Here is a 17,880-nt window from a genome sequence, read left to right on the forward strand (position 1 = left end):
TTCAATAATCAATTATGCTGTTATTACAGTTTGATTTCGATATCTACACCGGATGGTAAATCCAGGCGCATCAACGCATCAACCGTTTGCGGCGTTGGGTTCACAATGTCGATCAAGCGTTTATGTGTACGCTGTTCGAATTGCTCCCGAGAATCCTTGTACTTGTGCACCGCACGGAGAATGGTGATGATTTGCTTTTCCGTAGGCAACGGAATCGGCCCGGATACGCCTGCACCGGAACGTTTTGCAGTTTCCACGATTTTCTCTGCGGATTGATCAAGAATTCTGTGATCGTATGCTTTCAAGCGAATACGAATCTTTTGCTTTGCCATATAAGTCCCTCCTTCTATCGCCCAATTTATTATCGGACATACTCCGTGAGAAAACCCGGCACATGCCCCATGGCAAAGGGGCCGGGTGTGTCGGCAACCTCTCACATCATCGCAACGTCACAGACCAACAGTCAATATTATAACGAAGTGGGCGGGCAATTGCAAGGGAAAATTGAATAACTTCGCCAGTATTGCTGCAATACTTCAATTATGATGCAGAAACGGCATTTTTAACGTTAAAATTGCCATCTGCCGCCGCTGCTTCCGCTCTTCAATGTCTTTGACTAGCATAACTGCCAGTCCATTGAATCTCAAATCCAATTTCGCCCTGTAAGATGATATGGGATTAGCTTGGTGCATATCAGCATCTCTATATAATAGAAGAAACAAGTTAGCTAACCGGGGTCTGAACGTAAAAAATGCAGCTATATCGCTTGGCGGGCGGTCATGCCCGAGCCAAACATAGCTGCATTCAAACCATTCAAATTTTCAACCGAGCACGACGCGGTCATCCGCCATCTTCTTGCCGCTGATTTGCTCGAACTCGCCGAGCAGACGTTCTACGGTCAGATCCTTCTTCCGGTCTTCGTTGACTTCTAGAATGATCTTACCTTTGTCCATCATGATCAGACGGTTGCCAAGACGAATCGCTTGTTCCATGTTGTGGGTAACCATCAGCGTTGTGAGATTCATTTCGCGTACGAGCGATTCCGTCAATGCCGTGATCAACTCGGCACGTGCAGGATCGAGCGCTGCTGTATGCTCGTCCAACAACAGGATCTGAGGCTTCGTAAACGTCGCCATCAACAAGCTAAGCGCTTGGCGCTCGCCGCCGGACAACATACCTACCTTAGCGCTAAGACGATTCTCAAGACCAATACCGAGACGTGATAGTTGTTCACGAAAAATTGTGCGGCGGCTGCGATTGGTGCTGAACGAAAAACCTCTTTGTTGACCGCGTTTATAGGCCATCGCCAAGTTTTCTTCAATAGACATCCGCGGAGCCGTACCCGCCATTGGGTCTTGAAAGACGCGGCCGATCCATTTGCTTCTACGGTACTCCGGAAGAGCGCTAATGTTTCTGCCGTCGATCTTCACTTCGCCGATATCTGGCTTCATAACGCCTGAGATAATATTCATTAAGGTCGATTTGCCTGCACCGTTGCTTCCGATAACTGTAATGAAATCTCCCGGCTTCATAGCGAGGTTGATGTTGACGAGCGCTGTTTTCTCATCTAATGTACCTGGGTTGAACAGCTTCGATACTTTTGATATTTCCAGCATCAGCGTCCTCCCCCTTTCTGACCATTCCCGCCAAGAATTTGAGCGGTGCGTTTGCGTGCCAAGTTCTTCTGCTTCCAGGATTTCTGCATGGAAGGGAATACAAGAGCCACAATAACGATAACCGCTGTAATGAGCTTCAAGTCGGAGGCCTCAAGGAAGTCGCTCTGATAAGCAAGGCCGATAATAATGCGGTAAACAATCGATCCTAACACGACTGCGAGCGTTGCGCGGAATACCGACTTGGCGCCAAAAATCGCTTCGCCGATAATAACCGATGCCAGACCGATTACGATCATGCCGACGCCCATGGAAATGTCAGCAAATCCGCTTTGTTGAGCAATGAGCGAGCCAGATAGCGCAACCAGGCCGTTGGATAGTGCGATGCCCAATATTTTCGTATTGTCCGTGTTCGTTCCAAAGCTTCTAATCATACGCTCGTTATCGCCGGTCGCACGCAGGCTAAGCCCGAGATCCGTACGGAAAAACAAATCCAGCAGCACTTTAATCGCAATCACAACAAACGGCATAAGCAGCAGCACCTTCATGCTGGAGAATACAGTTACAATATCTGCACCCATTAGGCCGATATTCGGTTTGCCGCCGAGTATCCTCATATTAATGGAGTATAGAGCGATCATCATCAGGATGCCTGACAATAGTCCATTGATTTTACCCTTCGTATGAAGAATGCCTGTAATTGCTCCAGCAATAGCACCAGCACCAAATGCCGCCAGACAAGCCACCCAAGGCGAGACTCCGTCTGTAATAAGAACCGCTGCCACAGCCGCACCGGTCGTAAAGCTGGCGTCGACCGTAAGGTCGGGAAAGTCAAGGATGCGGAAAGTAATATAGACGCCTAGAGCCATAAGCGAGTAAATTAATCCAAGCTCAAAAGCACCGTTTAACCATACTGGCACCGGTGGCACCTCCTTAGAAAATAGAAAACAGGATGAACACAAGGAGCGTTCACCCCGTTCTCTTTCTTACTATTCGATAATATTGTTAGCCGGGTCTTTAACGCCAGCTTTCATTTCGTCTGTTACCGTAATGCCTTGATCAGCAGCTGCCTTCATGTTAAGAATCAAATCCAGCTTGTCCGGAACCGTTACTTTCATTTCAGCAGGATTTTTGCCTTTCAAAATTTCAGCGGCCATTTCACCAACTTGGTAGCCATGGTCATAATATTTGAAACCAACTGTTGCAAAAGCGCCTTTCTCAACGGTATCACGGTCACTCGAGAAGAAAGGAATATCGTTGTCTTTCGCGATTTGCAGCAAGCTCTCAACAGCAGCTACAACCGTGTTGTCAAGCGCAATAAACATCGCGTCCACTTTGCCAACGAGCGATTCGCCAGCTTGCTTAACTTCCGATGTATTCGTTACTGCAGCTTGTACCAGCTTAATGTTATGTTTAGCGAGCGCTTGCTCCGCATTTTTCGCCATAACAACTGCATTCGTCTCGCCTTTATTGATAACCATGCCTACGTTTTTCACATTCGGAAAATTGGCAGCGATGAAATCCATCAGTTGAACGATTGCTTCAGGGTTCGTGTCGGAAGCACCTGTTACATTTCCTCCTGGAGCGTCAAGGTTAGTGACCAGCTTAGCATCAAGCGGATCCGTCACAGCCGCGAACAATACAGGTCCTTTGTTGCCCGCATTGACATAAGCTTGTACAATTGCTTGTGCCGATGGTGTTGCGATGCCAAGCGCCAGATCTGCTTTCGCACCGGCAATTTTTTGTGCGATCGAGCCATTGTTCGTTTGGTCGCCTTGCGCCGTATTAAAATCTACGGTCAAGTTGTCCCCGTCTACAAAGCCCGCATCCTTCAATGCCGCAAGAAAACCTTCTCTTGTTGCATCAAGGGATGGATGCTCCACGATTTGGGAGATTGATACTTTATACTTTTTGCTATCCTTTGGCGTTTCTGAACCGCTATTCTCTGTACCTGTGGATCCATTGTTTCCGCCTGATGCATTGTTCTCCGGTTTGCTGCCGCATGCCGAGACAACCAGCAGCAGGACCAGCGCAAGCGGTACCAGCCATTTCATCTTCATTTTTGTTTTACCCCTCTCATCTCTTTGCCGACCCCATTATCCCCTTTAATTAATTTAGAAATAATGTCATCTCTAAAAATAGTCAGTTGCCGACTTATTAGTTTTAATAGTAAATGCGCCATTTAGTCATGTCAATGCTTATGTTAGAGTAAAAATTAGCAGTTGAAAGCGTTTGCTATACTTCGATACAACTACTTTATAATATTCTGTATCAATTCGTTATCATAATTCATATAAAAAAAGGCTATCCCGAGCAAGCCCGGAATAGCCTTCTTGTATTCCATGCGGCCTAAGCCGCGCGGAATTATTTTTGGATAGTTGCTACAGCGCCAGCGCCTACAGTACGGCCGCCTTCACGGATGGAGAAGCGAGTGCCTTCTTCAACCGCGATTGGAGCGATCAGTTCAACTGTAACCGTGATGTTGTCGCCAGGCATAACCATCTCAGTGCCTTCTGGCAGGTTGATGATACCTGTAACGTCAGTTGTACGGAAGTAGAACTGTGGACGGTAACCTGTGAAGAAAGGTTTGTGACGTCCGCCCTCTTCTTTAGTCAGAACGTAGATTTGAGCTGTGAAGTTAGTGTGTGGTTTAACCGAAGCTGGTTTAGCCAAAACTTGTCCACGCTCGATATCTTTACGGTCAACACCACGAAGCAGTGCGCCGATGTTGTCGCCCGCTTGAGCGGAGTCCATCAATTTACGGAACATTTCTACGCCCGTAACGACGGATTTGCGAGTTTCTTCAGCAAGACCAACGATTTCGATCTCGTCGCCGACTTTAACCACACCACGATCGATACGGCCAGTTGCAACTGTACCACGACCAGTGATTGTGAACACGTCCTCGACAGGCATCAGGAAAGGCTTAGCAGTGTCGCGCTCTGGAGTTGGGATGTAAGCATCCACTTGCTCGAACAGCTCAACGATTTTGTCAGCCCAAGGACCATCTGGGTTTTGCAGAGCTTCACGCGCTGCGCCACGGATGATTGGAGTGTCGTCGCCTGGGAACTCATACTCGGAAAGAAGGTCGCGAACTTCCATCTCAACCAGTTCAAGAAGCTCTTCGTCTTCAACCATGTCGCATTTGTTCAGGAATACAACGATGTAAGGTACGCCTACTTGGCGGGACAACAGGATGTGCTCGCGAGTTTGCGGCATAGGGCCGTCAGCTGCGGATACAACCAGGATTGCGCCGTCCATTTGAGCAGCACCAGTGATCATGTTTTTAACATAGTCGGCGTGACCTGGGCAGTCAACGTGAGCATAGTGACGGTTAGGAGTCTCATACTCAACGTGAGCTGTCGAGATCGTGATACCACGCTCGCGCTCTTCTGGAGCTTTGTCGATTTGGTCGAATGCGATTGCCGCGCCGCCGTATTTTTTGGAAAGTACAGTGGTGATAGCTGCAGTCAGAGTCGTTTTACCATGGTCGACGTGACCGATAGTACCGATATTAACGTGCGGTTTGTTACGTTCAAATTTAGCCTTTGCCATTGAACTTAATCCTCCTTAATATAACTAAAGTTTTATGTGTGGGCCGAATCTCCGCCTGCCGGGCAAGTGAAGATGTCGACCAAAGCAACCCGAAGGTTCAAGCAACGCTATATTCGGTAGAATTAAGCGCCTTTGTTTTTGGAAATGATCTCTTCCGAGATATTGCGCGGTACTTCTTCATAGTGCGAAAGCTCCATGGAGAATACGCCGCGGCCTTGCGTACCGGAACGAAGCGTTGTGGAGTAACCAAACATCTCAGCCAAAGGCACCTTAGCACGGATAATTTGTGCGCCTGCACGAGTATCCATACCTTCGATACGACCACGACGGGAGTTCAGCATACCCATTACGTCACCCATGTACTCTTCTGGAACCGTAACTTCAACCTTCATGATTGGCTCAAGCAGGACAGGTTTACACTTGTCTTTAGCTGCTTTAAGTGCCAACGATCCAGCGATTTTAAACGCCATCTCCGAGGAGTCAACGTCATGGTACGATCCGTCGAATACGATTGCTTTAACGTCAACGAGTGGGAAGCCGGCAATAACGCCGTTCTTCATTGATTCCTCGATACCCGCTTGGATAGGAGCAATAAATTCGCGCGGAATGGATCCGCCCACTGTTTTGTTTTCGAAAATAAATCCAGTGCCTGGCTCTTGTGGAATGAACTCAACCCAGCAATGGCCAAATTGACCTTTACCACCGGATTGACGAACGAACTTGCCTTCCACTTTCGCTGCTTCACGGAATGTTTCACGATAAGCAACCTGAGGTTTACCAACATTCGTCTCAACTTTGAATTCGCGAAGCATACGGTCAACCAGGATTTCAAGGTGAAGCTCACCCATACCCGAAATGATCGTTTGGTTCGTTTCTTCATCCGTATGAGCGCGGAATGTAGGATCTTCTTCAGCAAGCTTGGAGATTGCGATACCGAGTTTATCTTGGTCAGCTTTCGTTTTTGGTTCGATAGCTACCGAGATAACCGGATCAGGGAAGTTCATCGATTCGAGAACGATCGGGAACTTCTCATCGCAAAGCGTATCACCTGTAGTTGTATCTTTCAGACCAACTGCAGCGGCGATGTCGCCGGAATACACTTCGGAAATCTCTTGACGGCTGTTCGCGTGCATTTGCAGAATCCGGCCAATCCGCTCACGTTTGTTCTTTGTTGCATTCAGAACATACGAACCGGATTTCAGGATACCCGAGTACACACGGAAGAACGTCAGCTTACCAACATAAGGGTCAGTCATGATTTTGAATGCAAGAGCTGCGAACGGCTCTGTGTCGGAAGAAGGACGTGCGCCTTCTTCACCGTCTTCAAGAGTACCTTTAATTGCTGGTACGTCAAGCGGCGACGGCAGGTAATCGACAACTGCATCCAATACCAATTGAACACCTTTGTTACGGTAAGAAGAACCTGCAACAACTGGGAAGATTTTAACTTCGCAAACACCTTTGCGAAGTGCTGCTTTCAGTTCTGCAACGGTGATTTCTTCACCTTCCAGATACTTCATAGTCAGCTCTTCATCCAATTCTGCAACCTTCTCAACAAGTTCCAGACGAAGTTCTTCAACTTGGTCTGCATATTGAGCAGGAATTTCGATTTTCTCAGGATCTTTCCCGAGATCATCTACGTATTTGTAAGCTACACGCTCAACGATGTCGATCACACCAACGAAGTCGGACTCAGCACCGATAGGAAGCTGAATAGCAACCGCATTAGCTTGCAGACGCTCACGCATGTCTTTAATAACATTCAGATAGTCTGCACCGATGATATCCATCTTGTTGATGTAAGCGATCCGAGGAACGCCGTAACGGTCAGCTTGACGCCATACGGTTTCAGATTGAGGCTCAACGCCTTCTTTTGCACTGAAAACGCCAACGGCCCCGTCCAATACGCGCAGGGAACGTTCTACTTCTACTGTGAAGTCAACGTGTCCCGGGGTGTCGATGATATTAATGCGGTGACCTTTCCATTGAGCGGTCGTCGCGGCAGACGTAATCGTAATACCGCGTTCTTGTTCTTGTTCCATCCAGTCCATTGTCGCAGCGCCTTCATGCACTTCGCCAATTTTGTGAGTACGGCCCGTGAAGAACAAAATCCGTTCAGTTGTCGTGGTTTTACCAGCGTCAATATGCGCCATAATCCCGATGTTACGCGTATTATTCAAGGAGAACTCTCTTGACATGAATTTGTCTCCTTTCGAATTGCGAGATTATCTCGGCAATCGATCTTTGTATTATGATTCTACCAACGGTAGTGAGCAAACGCTTTGTTCGCTTCTGCCATTTTGTGCGTGTCTTCGCGTTTCTTCACAGATGCGCCAGTGTTATTGGAAGCATCGATGATTTCAGCAGCCAGACGTTCTTCCATCGTTTTTTCACCGCGGTTACGTGAGTAGTTCACGAGCCAACGGAGACCAAGCGACGTACGACGCTCTGGTTTAACCTCGATCGGCACTTGATAGTTAGCGCCGCCAACACGGCGAGCTTTAACCTCAAGTACAGGCATGATGTTTTTCAATGCTGCTTCGAACACTTCCATCGGATCTTTACCCGTGCGTTCTTGAATCAGCGTGAATGCATCATATAGCAACGTTTGTGCAACGCCGCGTTTGCCGTCGATCATAATACGGTTGATCAGACGAGTTACCAATTTGCTATTGTACACCGGATCCGGCAATACATCGCGTTTTGTTACAGGACCTTTGCGTGGCATGAGAAAGTCCCCCTTTCTTTCATAGTCGTTTAGCTTGCATTTGCAATTGGCTCACCCAAACGGGAGAATTCCAACTTATTTTTTAACTTTTGGACGTTTAGTACCGTATTTCGAACGGGATTGACCGCGGTTGTTAACACCCGCTGTATCCAATGCGCCGCGAACGATATGGTAACGTACGCCCGGAAGGTCTTTTACACGACCGCCACGGATCAGTACGACACTGTGCTCTTGCAGGTTGTGTCCGATACCCGGAATGTAAGCCGTTACCTCTACTTTATTCGTCAGACGCACACGTGCGTATTTACGAAGCGCGGAGTTCGGTTTTTTCGGAGTCATCGTACCTACACGAGTGCACACACCGCGTTTTTGCGGAGCGCTGATGTTCGTAGCTTCACGTTTCAGGGCGTTAAAGCCTTTTTGCAAAGCAGGCGATTTCGATTTTACGACTTTAGCTTGACGTCCTTTGCGGACGAGCTGGTTAATTGTTGGCATGTTGCCACCCCCTTCCCATGATTCATGTCTTATTAAAAATACAAGAATTCAATAAGTTTTGCACTTACAACAAAATACTTGTATTTCTTCGCGAAACGAACTTTTGTTTACCAAAGGTTAACGAAAGCCGTTACGCTTATGGCAAGACATTACACCCTACTTTAAGCCCACAGATCCAGGTGGTTCGTAAAAGAACAAAAGAAAATTTCTGCCGGTCTACTTCTTGCAAACTACACCAGCAAAAATAAAGATTCATTTATTCGCCATCAGGGACAAGCGCTGCAGTTGCAGCACCGACGTCAATGCCGCAGGTTTCCCCCAGGCTCTCCATCGTGTCGACCCACCGAATCGGTACACCCAACCTCTCACACAGATGAACAATCTTCTCTTTCATCCGCGGATCTGCATCACGAGCAATATAGACTTCGACTGCTTTATGCTGCTCAAGCATCTTCGTCGTCTGTTTCGCGCCAACCTTAAACTGCATGAAATCACCTTTCCTTATCGGAAGACACCTCACACAATTAGGCACACTTCGATATAGTATCACCTTGAACAGCCTGTGTCAAGCAACTACGGCTTTATAGAAGTTGTTAAACTTTTCTTAAGCCTTTCGAACATGCCCAAAGCTCATTTACTCATAAAAAGAGCGGATACCCGCCGCTGGGCCCGTGCCCTCACAGCGGATATCTCGCTCTTCGTCCAGAGCTTTGTACAAAAGGTGAATCTATCTTACCTATTCAATCGCAACGGCTTCTGATTCCACTTCGCCCTGCTCTGCAACAACCTCGTCTTCCAAACCAACGAGTTTGATGTTGCGGTAACGGGTCATGCCAGTACCGGCCGGAATCAGCTTACCGATAATAACGTTCTCTTTCAGACCGAGCAATTGGTCAACTTTGCCTTTGATCGCTGCATCGGTCAATACGCGAGTCGTCTCTTGGAAAGATGCTGCCGACAAGAAGGAGTCGGTTTCCAGGGAAGCTTTCGTAATACCGAGCAGGACTGGCTTAGCGACTGCAGGCTCATGTCCGGAAAGAATCGCGTCGCGGTTCTGAGATTCATATTCATGGATGTCAACGAATGCGCCAGGAAGCAGCGTCGTTTCGCCTGCATCTACGATACGGATTTTGCGGAGCATCTGCTTAACCACAACTTCGACGTGTTTATCATTGATTTCTACGCCTTGGTTCCGATATACGCGTTGTACTTCCTGCAAAATATAGTTTTGAACGCCACGGATGCCTTTGATGCGCAGCATGTCTTTCGGATCGATCGAACCGTCCGTCAGCTCATCGCCGGCTTCAATATGCTGGCCTTCTGTAACGCGGATACGCGAGCCATAAGTGATTGCATATACTTTGGACTCTGCTTCACCTTGAATTTCTATTTCGCGACGGTCTTTCGCTTCGCGAATTTCTTTCACGACGCCGTCAAGCTCGGTAATGATCGCTTGACCTTTCGGATTACGCGCCTCGAACAGCTCTTGGATACGCGGCAAACCTTGCGTAATATCGTCTCCGGCTACACCGCCGGTATGGAACGTACGCATCGTGAGCTGTGTTCCTGGCTCACCGATCGATTGTGCTGCGATAATGCCAACCGCTTCGCCGATTTCAACATGTTTGCCGGTCGCCAAGTTGCGGCCGTAGCAAATTTTGCAGACGCCATGACGGGCGCGGCAGCTGAGAACCGAACGAATTTGCAGCTTTTCAATTCCAGCATTGATGATCGCGTCTGCTTTGCTCGAATCGATCAGCTCGCTTTTCTTAACGATAACTTCACCCGTTTTAGGGTTGCGAATCGTCTCGAACGAATAGCGGCCTTCGATACGGTCGTACAGATCCTCGATAACCTCTTTGCCGTCTTGAATTTTGCTGACGGTAAAGCCTTTATCCGTGCCGCAATCATCCTCACGAACGATTACGTCCTGTGCTACGTCAACGAGACGACGAGTCAAGTAACCCGAGTCAGCGGTACGAAGCGCTGTATCGGCCAGACCTTTACGCGCACCGTGAGTCGAGATAAAGTACTCGAGAACGGTAAGGCCTTCACGGAAGTTCGATTTAATTGGCAACTCGATAATCCGACCCGACGGGTTGGCCATCAGGCCCCGCATGCCGCCGAGTTGAGCGATCTGCGATTTGTTACCCCGTGCTTTAGAGTCGACCATGAGCATAATGGAATTGTAACGATCCATCGATCTCATGAGAATTTCGGTAATTTGATCTTTCGCTTTGCTCCAGATCTCGATAACGCGGTCATAGCGCTCTTCGTTCGTAATCAGACCACGACGGTATTGATTCATAACGACCGATACCTTGCCATCCGATTCCTTCAGAATTTGAACCTTTTCTTCTGGAACGATTACGTCGGATACGGCAACCGAAATACCCGCACGAGTCGAGTAAGTGAAGCCAAGCTGCTTGATACGGTCAAGAATGATCGACGTCAATGTCGTATGGTAAATGCGGAAGCATTCGCCGATGATGTTGCCCAAATACTCTTTGCCCACGCCGCCGGCAATCGGAAGTTCTTCCTTGATCTTATTCAGATCGCTGCCTTTGTCGTAAACGAAATATTTGTCAGGCGTCCCGTACAGCAAGTTCGCTTTGGTCGCTTCGTTGATGTAAGGGAAATCTTCCGGATAAATTTCGTTGAAAATAACTTTACCAACAGTTGTACAAATGAGCGACTCCTGTTGTTTCTCCGTAAAGTTCGTTTTCTTCAAGACGCGAGCCGGTATGAAGATGCGGGCATGCAACGACACAATGCCGCGTTGGTATGCGGAGATCGCTTCATTAACCGAAGCAAATACAGAACCGCTGCCTTTCGCATCCTTGTTGTCCATCGTCAGGTAGAAAGATCCGAGAACCATATCCTGCGACGGTGTAACAACCGGTTTGCCGTCTTTCGGGTTCAAAATGTTGCCCGATGCAAGCATGAGCAAACGCGCTTCCGTCTGAGCCTCAGCCGACAACGGTACGTGAACAGCCATTTGGTCACCGTCAAAGTCGGCGTTGTAAGCCGTACATACGAGCGGGTGAAGTTTGATGGCGCGGCCTTCGACAAGGATCGGCTCAAACGCCTGGATGCCGAGACGGTGAAGGGTCGGTGCACGGTTCAGCAGAACCGGATGCTCCTTGATGACTTCTTCAAGTACGTCCCAAACTTCAGGGCTTACGCGTTCAACCTTGCGCTTCGCACTTTTGATGTTATGGGCAAGACCTTTGTTGACAAGCTCTTTCATAACGAACGGCTTGAACAGCTCCAGCGCCATTTCCTTTGGAAGTCCGCATTGGAACATCTTCAGGTTCGGTCCAACAACGATAACCGAACGACCGGAGTAGTCAACCCGTTTTCCGAGCAAGTTCTGACGGAAACGGCCTTGTTTACCTTTCAGCATATGGCTGAGCGATTTCAACGGACGGTTGCCTGGTCCGGTTACCGGACGACCGCGACGACCATTGTCGATCAAGGCGTCAACGGCTTCCTGAAGCATCCGTTTCTCATTTTGTACGATAATGTCAGGAGCGCCGAGATCAAGCAAACGCTTCAGACGGTTGTTCCGGTTAATAACACGGCGGTACAGGTCATTCAAGTCGGACGTTGCAAAACGGCCGCCGTCGAGTTGTACCATCGGACGAAGCTCTGGAGGAATGACCGGAAGCACGTCAAGAATCATCCATTCCGGCTCATTGCCGGAGTTGCGGAATGCTTCAATGACTTCAAGACGCTTGATCGCACGGTTACGGCGTTGCCCCTGTGCGGTACGCAGCTCTTCCTTCAGCGTCTCAAGCTCTTTCTCCACGTCAATATCCTGCAGTAGTTTTTTGACTGCTTCAGCACCCATGCCGGCTTGGAATCCGTAACCGTATTTCTCACGGTAGCTGCGGTATTCTTTCTCCGACAACAATTGTTTCTTCTCCAAAGGCGTTTCGCCTGGATCGGTTACAACATAGGATGCAAAGTAGATAATTTCCTCAAGCGAACGAGGCGACATATCCAAAGCCAAGCCCATACGGCTCGGAATCCCTTTAAAATACCAGATATGCGATACAGGAGCAGCCAATTCAATGTGGCCCATGCGCTCACGACGTACTTTTGCACGAGTGACTTCAACGCCGCAGCGATCGCAGACAACGCCTTTGTAACGTACACGCTTGTACTTGCCGCAATGGCATTCCCAGTCTTTGGTTGGTCCAAAGATTTTCTCGCAGAAGAGCCCTTCCTTCTCCGGTTTTAACGTCCTATAGTTGATCGTCTCCGGTTTTTTGACTTCTCCGCGGGACCAAGAACGAATTTTATCCGGCGAGGCAAGCCCGATTTTCATATACTCGAAGTTGTTCACGTCCAACAAGGAGCAACCCTCCTTCGTCATGTATGGCTATGTCGTGCAAATTAGCGGCTGCACGTCCACGCAACTAGCGGTACGAGCAGCCTTGGCAAATGCTATTCAGCGCCCATTTCTGCGCCTTCCAGATTCAGGTTGAGCTTGTCGCCCGCGCCTTCATCCTCGTCATCCATTTCTTTCATTTCGATCTCTTCTTCGTTCTCCGTCAGGATCTTAACGTCCATACCGAGAGATTGAAGCTCTTTGATCAATACTTTGAACGATTCCGGAACGCCTGGCTCCGGCACGTTCTCGCCTTTGACGATCGATTCGTACGTTTTCACCCGGCCGACAACGTCATCGGACTTAACAGTAAGAATCTCTTGAAGCGTGTAGGCTGCGCCATAGGCTTCAAGCGCCCATACCTCCATCTCCCCGAAGCGCTGGCCGCCGAACTGGGCTTTACCGCCGAGTGGCTGCTGCGTAACGAGTGAGTAAGGACCTGTAGAACGAGCATGGATTTTATCGTCAACCATGTGCGCCAGCTTGATCATGTACATGACGCCGACCGTAACTTCACGTTCGAAGGATTCGCCCGTACGTCCGTCATACAAGACCGTTTTGCCGTTGCGCTGCATGCCAGCTTCTTCCATCGTATCGAATACGTCATACTCGCGAGCGCCGTCGAATACTGGCGTTGCTGCATGAAGTCCGAGCTGTTTACAAGCCATGCCCAGATGGACCTCGAGCACTTGCCCGATGTTCATACGCGAAGGTACGCCGAGCGGGTTCAGCACGATTTCAACAGGCGTGCCGTCCGGCAGGAACGGCATATCTTCCTCCGGCATGATGCGGGCGATAACCCCTTTATTGCCGTGGCGTCCTGCCATTTTGTCGCCTTCGGAAATTTTCCGTTTTTGAGCAATATATACACGAACCAGCTGATTCACGCCCGGAGGCAATTCATCGCCGTTCTCGCGGGTAAACACTTTTACATCAACGACGATTCCATCCGTACCGTGAGGTACGCGGAGCGAAGTGTCACGAACCTCGCGAGCCTTCTCACCGAAGATCGCGTGGAGCAGCCGTTCTTCCGCTGTCAGTTCCGTTACGCCTTTAGGCGTTACTTTGCCGACTAGGATATCACCTGCGCCAATCTCAGCGCCTACACGGATAATGCCGCGCTCGTCGAGATTTTTGAGTGCTTCTTCACCGACGTTCGGAATGTCGCGCGTAATTTCTTCCGGTCCAAGCTTCGTGTCACGGGCTTCGGATTCATATTCTTCAATATGAATCGAAGTGTATACGTCTTCCTTAACCAGTTTCTCGCTAAGCAGGATCGCATCCTCGTAGTTGTAGCCTTCCCACGTCATGAACGCAACGACTACGTTGCGGCCAAGCGCCAATTCGCCTTGCTCGGTCGAAGGACCGTCAGCGAGAATGTCGCCTTTTTTGATGACATCGCCCTTACGAACGATAGGACGCTGATTGATGCATGTTCCTTGGTTGGAACGTGTAAATTTGTGCAGCTTATGTTTCACCAAATCGCCAGTGACAGGTTTGCCGTCAAGCAGCTCTACGCGGCGCAGCCAAATTTCATTGGCCGATACGCGCTCGATGACACCGTCGAACTTGGATACGATACATACGCCGGAATCTTTTGCAGCCTTGTGCTCCATTCCTGTGCCGACAAGCGGTGCTTTCGGAATCAAGAGCGGAACAGCTTGCCGCTGCATGTTCGATCCCATCAGAGCGCGGTTGGAGTCATCATTCTCTAAGAACGGAATGAGCGCCGTCGCAACGGATACGACCTGTTTAGGCGATACGTCCATGTAGTCAACGCGATCACTTGGCATGGTCAGGATATTATCGGCTTGCTTGTTGTAACGAACGATCTGACTTTCGTCTTCGAAGCGGCTATCTTCTGTCAGTCTGGCATTTGCCTGACCGATGACATAGTTGTCTTCTTCGTCGGCAGTCATATACGAGATCTGCTCGGTTACGACACCAGTCTTCGGATCAACCCAACGGTATGGAGCCTCAATGAAGCCATACTCATTAATTCGTGCGAACGAAGACAAGGAGTTGATCAGACCGATGTTCGGTCCCTCAGGCGTCTCGATCGGACACATCCGCCCATAGTGGGAGTGATGGACGTCACGGACTTCGAAGCCCGCGCGCTCACGCGTCAAACCGCCCGGTCCGAGTGCGGACAGACGACGTTTGTGCGTCAGTTCGGCAAGCGGATTCGTTTGGTCCATAAACTGCGACAGCTGCGACGAACCGAAGAACTCTTTAATCGATGCGATAACAGGCCGGATATTGATCAAAGCCTGAGGCGTGATCGCATTCGCATCCTGAATCGACATTCTCTCGCGCACAACGCGCTCCATACGGGACAAACCGATACGGAACTGGTTTTGCAGAAGCTCGCCTACCGAACGCAAACGGCGGTTGCCGAGATGGTCGATATCATCCGTGCTTCCGACTCCGTGCAAGAGATTGATGAAATAGTTAATGGACGAAATGATGTCCGCAGGTGTAATATGCTTAACCATTTTGTCAATGATGCCGTTGGAGATGACCTTGATCACCTTCGCATCATCAAGCGGCGAGAATACACTGATCGTTTGCAGTGGAATACTATCTGCATCCAATACGCCGTTGGCAACATGATACGTCTTGAAGCCGACATTTTTCTCCAGCTTGTCAAGGATATCGTCCAACAGGCGGCGATCAATCACTTGGCCTGCTTCGGCGATAATCTCGCCCGTTCCCGGATCAACAAGCGTCTCTGCAAGGCGCTGGTTGAACAAACGGTTTTTGATGTGAAGCTTTTTATTGATTTTGTAACGACCGACATTTGCCAGATCGTAACGCTTTGGATCGAAGAAACGAGCTACCAGCAAGCTCTTCGCATTGTCCAAAGTTGGCGGCTCGCCCGGACGAAGACGCTCATAGATTTCGATCAGCGCTTTCTCTGTCGAATCCGTATTGTCTTTGTCCAGCGTGTTGCGAATATACTCGTCATGCCCTAGCAATTCGAGAATTTCAGCGTCAGTGCCAAAGCCTAGAGCACGCAAAAGCACCGTAACCGGAATTTTCCGGGTGCGGTCGATCCGAACATAAATAATGTCCTTGGCATCCGTCTCGAGCTCCAGCCATGCCCCACGATTCGGAATAACCGTCGCCGTGTATGTTTTCTTACCGTTCTTATCAACCTTCGTGCTGAAGTACACACTTGGGGATCGCACCAACTGGCTGACAATAACGCGTTCCGCACCATTAATAATAAAGGTGCCGGTCTCGGTCATAAGAGGGAAGTCACCCATAAACACTTCCTGCTCTTTCACTTCGCCGGTTTCCTTATTAAAGAGCCGTACTTTAACGCGCAGCGGAGCCGCATACGTTACATCGCGTTCCTTTGATTCATCGACCGAATATTTCGGTTCGCCCAAGCTATAGTCGATAAACTCAAGCGATAGATTTCCCGTAAAGTCCTGAATCGGCGAAATGTCCTGGAACAACTCAAGCAAGTCGTTATCCAAAAACTTTTCGTACGATTTTTGTTGGATTTCAATCAGGTTCGGGACTTCCAGCACCTCGTTGATCCGGGCGTAACTTCTCCGCGTGCGCCGACCATACTGAACAAGTTGTCCTGCCAACTTAACCTCACCCCTCATGTCTGTCTCACAGCATCGATATATCACTGCGTCAATTCAAATAAAGAAAAGCCCTTATCGAATATAGTTCGAAAAAAGAGCATGTTCCGGCAGTCAACCAAACGCAGCGCGGGCGTTATGGTTCCATATCAAGTAATTTTGCCCAAAATGTAAACATTATACGTCAAACGTGTTTTATTTATTCATTTCGCGCTGAAAATTCACGCTTGACATTTTAGTTGACTAAAGAGATTGAGCCCAATTTAATGCTGACATTTTATAATACTATCATATCTGGAATGTCAAGTCAAGAAGACAGACATCCCTATTTTTTTGCCATATAAATCCGGTAGCCTTTATCCTTGGAAACCTCTTCTACTTCTTCAAACAACGACTGCAATTTCGCTTCCGCCGAGGGAGCTCCTTGCTTCTTCTGAATAACAACCCACATCGTTCCGCCAGGTACTAGAAGCTCGTAACCCTCTTCAAAGATGCGGTGCACGGTCGCTTTGCCTGCCCGAATCGGGGGATTCGTCAGGATGACGTCAAAGCTTCTGCCTCCTACCGATTCATAGAGATCGCTTTGCAGCACCTCAACATTGGAAATGCCGTTCAGAGCGGCATTCTCCTTCGATAGCTCTACTGCTCTTTCATTGATGTCTATCATCGTGACTCGGCCTTGCGGAGCCAGTCTGGCAGCTGTCAGGCCGATTGGCCCGTAGCCGCATCCAACATCGAGCACATTGGCCGAAGGCGCAAGCTCCAACGCATTCAACAGCGCCCGGCTGCCATAGTCGACACCGGATTTGGAGAACACACCGGCATCCGTCACGAATTTCAACGTAAAGCCGCAAAGCTCGTCTTGATGAACTTGACGGTTATGCTTCACTCCCGGTTTTTGAGAGTAATAGTGGTCCGACATCTCCTGTACTCCTCCTGCTGCTTCATATCGTTCGCATTAACATACAACGAACCCCTTGAAACAAGACGTTTCAAGGGGCCCGTTATGCTTCGCGAACGCGCACCGCTTCCAGCACGCACCCGCGAAAGGATTAAAGCGATATTACTTCACTTCTACAGCTGCGCCAGCTTCTTCAAGCTTAGCTTTAACTGCTTCTGCTTCTTCTTTAGCAACTTTTTCTTTGATTGCTTTAGGAGCGCCGTCAACCAAGTCTTTCGCTTCTTTCAGGCCAAGACCTGTGATTTCGCGAACAACTTTGATTACGTTGATTTTCGATGCGCCTGCGCTAGTCAGGATTACGTCGAATTCGGATTGCTCAGCAGCTTCAGCAGCGCCGCCAGCTACAACTGCTACTGGTGCAGCAGCTGTTACGCCGAATTCTTCTTCAATTGCTTTTACAAGGTCGTTAAGTTCAAGAACGGTCATAACTTTAATGGCTTCCAAGATTTGCTCTTTAGACATGGTTATACCTCCGAAAATGGTTTAGTTTTTTTTGTTGGTTTGTTACGCCGCCGGCGATAAACGCCGTCCGG

13 protein-coding genes are annotated in these 17,880 nt (G+C 49.0%); all 13 read right to left on the reverse strand.

What is annotated here, in order from left to right:
* Window positions 1–23 precede the first annotated feature (23 nt).
* The 13 genes from rpsJ to rplL all read right to left on the reverse strand — a co-directional run bounded on the left by rpsJ (window position 24) and on the right by rplL (window position 17,809).
* Window positions 24–332, reverse strand: coding sequence for a 30S ribosomal protein S10 (gene rpsJ, locus IEX98_RS28405; protein WP_017692074.1), 309 nt, complete (start codon window positions 330–332; stop codon window positions 24–26).
* A 489-nt stretch (window positions 333–821) separates the two neighbouring features.
* On the reverse strand, window positions 822–1,616 hold the full coding sequence (locus IEX98_RS28410; protein ID WP_188893043.1) for an ABC transporter ATP-binding protein: 795 nt from the start codon (window positions 1,614–1,616) through the stop codon (window positions 822–824).
* Complete coding sequence (locus IEX98_RS28415) at window positions 1,616–2,533, reverse strand: ABC transporter permease (RefSeq protein ID WP_188893044.1); 918 nt, start codon at window positions 2,531–2,533, stop codon at window positions 1,616–1,618. The genes IEX98_RS28410 and IEX98_RS28415 overlap by 1 nt, the downstream gene beginning before the upstream one ends.
* A gap of 69 nt (window positions 2,534–2,602) precedes the next feature.
* Window positions 2,603–3,673: an ABC transporter substrate-binding protein gene (locus tag IEX98_RS28420; protein WP_188893045.1), complete on the reverse strand. Its 1,071-nt coding sequence runs from the start codon at window positions 3,671–3,673 to the stop codon at window positions 2,603–2,605.
* Window positions 3,674–3,977: 304 nt separating this feature from the next.
* Window positions 3,978–5,168 (reverse strand): elongation factor Tu, encoded by a 1,191-nt coding sequence (gene tuf / locus IEX98_RS28425; RefSeq protein ID WP_042171459.1) that lies wholly within the window; start codon window positions 5,166–5,168, stop codon window positions 3,978–3,980.
* A gap of 122 nt (window positions 5,169–5,290) precedes the next feature.
* The gene (gene fusA / locus IEX98_RS28430; protein ID WP_188893046.1) at window positions 5,291–7,366 is read right to left on the reverse strand and encodes an elongation factor G; all 2,076 of its coding nucleotides are present in this window, start codon (window positions 7,364–7,366) and stop codon (window positions 5,291–5,293) included.
* A gap of 59 nt (window positions 7,367–7,425) precedes the next feature.
* On the reverse strand, window positions 7,426–7,896 hold the full coding sequence (rpsG, locus tag IEX98_RS28435; RefSeq protein WP_042171461.1) for a 30S ribosomal protein S7: 471 nt from the start codon (window positions 7,894–7,896) through the stop codon (window positions 7,426–7,428).
* Window positions 7,897–7,971: 75 nt separating this feature from the next.
* Complete coding sequence (gene rpsL, locus IEX98_RS28440) at window positions 7,972–8,391, reverse strand: 30S ribosomal protein S12 (protein WP_188893047.1); 420 nt, start codon at window positions 8,389–8,391, stop codon at window positions 7,972–7,974.
* A gap of 256 nt (window positions 8,392–8,647) precedes the next feature.
* The gene (locus tag IEX98_RS28445) at window positions 8,648–8,878 is read right to left on the reverse strand and encodes a ribosomal L7Ae/L30e/S12e/Gadd45 family protein (RefSeq protein ID WP_188893048.1); all 231 of its coding nucleotides are present in this window, start codon (window positions 8,876–8,878) and stop codon (window positions 8,648–8,650) included.
* A gap of 249 nt (window positions 8,879–9,127) precedes the next feature.
* On the reverse strand, window positions 9,128–12,751 hold the full coding sequence (rpoC, locus tag IEX98_RS28450; protein WP_188893049.1) for a DNA-directed RNA polymerase subunit beta': 3,624 nt from the start codon (window positions 12,749–12,751) through the stop codon (window positions 9,128–9,130).
* A gap of 92 nt (window positions 12,752–12,843) precedes the next feature.
* Complete coding sequence (gene rpoB, locus IEX98_RS28455) at window positions 12,844–16,407, reverse strand: DNA-directed RNA polymerase subunit beta (protein ID WP_188893050.1); 3,564 nt, start codon at window positions 16,405–16,407, stop codon at window positions 12,844–12,846.
* A 304-nt stretch (window positions 16,408–16,711) separates the two neighbouring features.
* The gene (locus IEX98_RS28460; protein ID WP_188893051.1) at window positions 16,712–17,308 is read right to left on the reverse strand and encodes a class I SAM-dependent methyltransferase; all 597 of its coding nucleotides are present in this window, start codon (window positions 17,306–17,308) and stop codon (window positions 16,712–16,714) included.
* Window positions 17,309–17,449: 141 nt separating this feature from the next.
* Window positions 17,450–17,809, reverse strand: coding sequence for a 50S ribosomal protein L7/L12 (gene rplL, locus IEX98_RS28465; RefSeq protein ID WP_042171466.1), 360 nt, complete (start codon window positions 17,807–17,809; stop codon window positions 17,450–17,452).
* Window positions 17,810–17,880: the final 71 nt, after the last annotated feature.

The organism is Paenibacillus radicis (ex Gao et al. 2016), from assembly GCF_014641555.1.
Taxonomy (GTDB): domain Bacteria; phylum Bacillota; class Bacilli; order Paenibacillales; family Paenibacillaceae; genus Pristimantibacillus; species Pristimantibacillus radicis.

Excerpts from the sequence above, each read along its gene's own strand:
- rpsL (WP_188893047.1), bottom strand. The coding sequence starts at position 8,391 with ATGCCAACAATTAACCAGCTCGTCCGCAAAGGACGTCAAGCTAAAGTC.
- tuf (WP_042171459.1), bottom strand. The coding sequence starts at position 5,168 with ATGGCAAAGGCTAAATTTGAACGTAACAAACCGCACGTTAATATCGGT.
- IEX98_RS28410 (WP_188893043.1), bottom strand. The coding sequence starts at position 1,616 with ATGCTGGAAATATCAAAAGTATCGAAGCTGTTCAACCCAGGTACATTA.
- rpoB (WP_188893050.1), bottom strand. The coding sequence starts at position 16,407 with ATGAGGGGTGAGGTTAAGTTGGCAGGACAACTTGTTCAGTATGGTCGG.
- IEX98_RS28445 (WP_188893048.1), bottom strand. The coding sequence starts at position 8,878 with ATGCAGTTTAAGGTTGGCGCGAAACAGACGACGAAGATGCTTGAGCAG.
- rpsG (WP_042171461.1), bottom strand. The coding sequence starts at position 7,896 with ATGCCACGCAAAGGTCCTGTAACAAAACGCGATGTATTGCCGGATCCG.
- fusA (WP_188893046.1), bottom strand. The coding sequence starts at position 7,366 with ATGTCAAGAGAGTTCTCCTTGAATAATACGCGTAACATCGGGATTATG.
- rplL (WP_042171466.1), bottom strand. The coding sequence starts at position 17,809 with ATGTCTAAAGAGCAAATCTTGGAAGCCATTAAAGTTATGACCGTTCTT.
- rpsJ (WP_017692074.1), bottom strand. The coding sequence starts at position 332 with ATGGCAAAGCAAAAGATTCGTATTCGCTTGAAAGCATACGATCACAGA.
- IEX98_RS28460 (WP_188893051.1), bottom strand. The coding sequence starts at position 17,308 with ATGTCGGACCACTATTACTCTCAAAAACCGGGAGTGAAGCATAACCGT.
- IEX98_RS28420 (WP_188893045.1), bottom strand. The coding sequence starts at position 3,673 with ATGAAGATGAAATGGCTGGTACCGCTTGCGCTGGTCCTGCTGCTGGTT.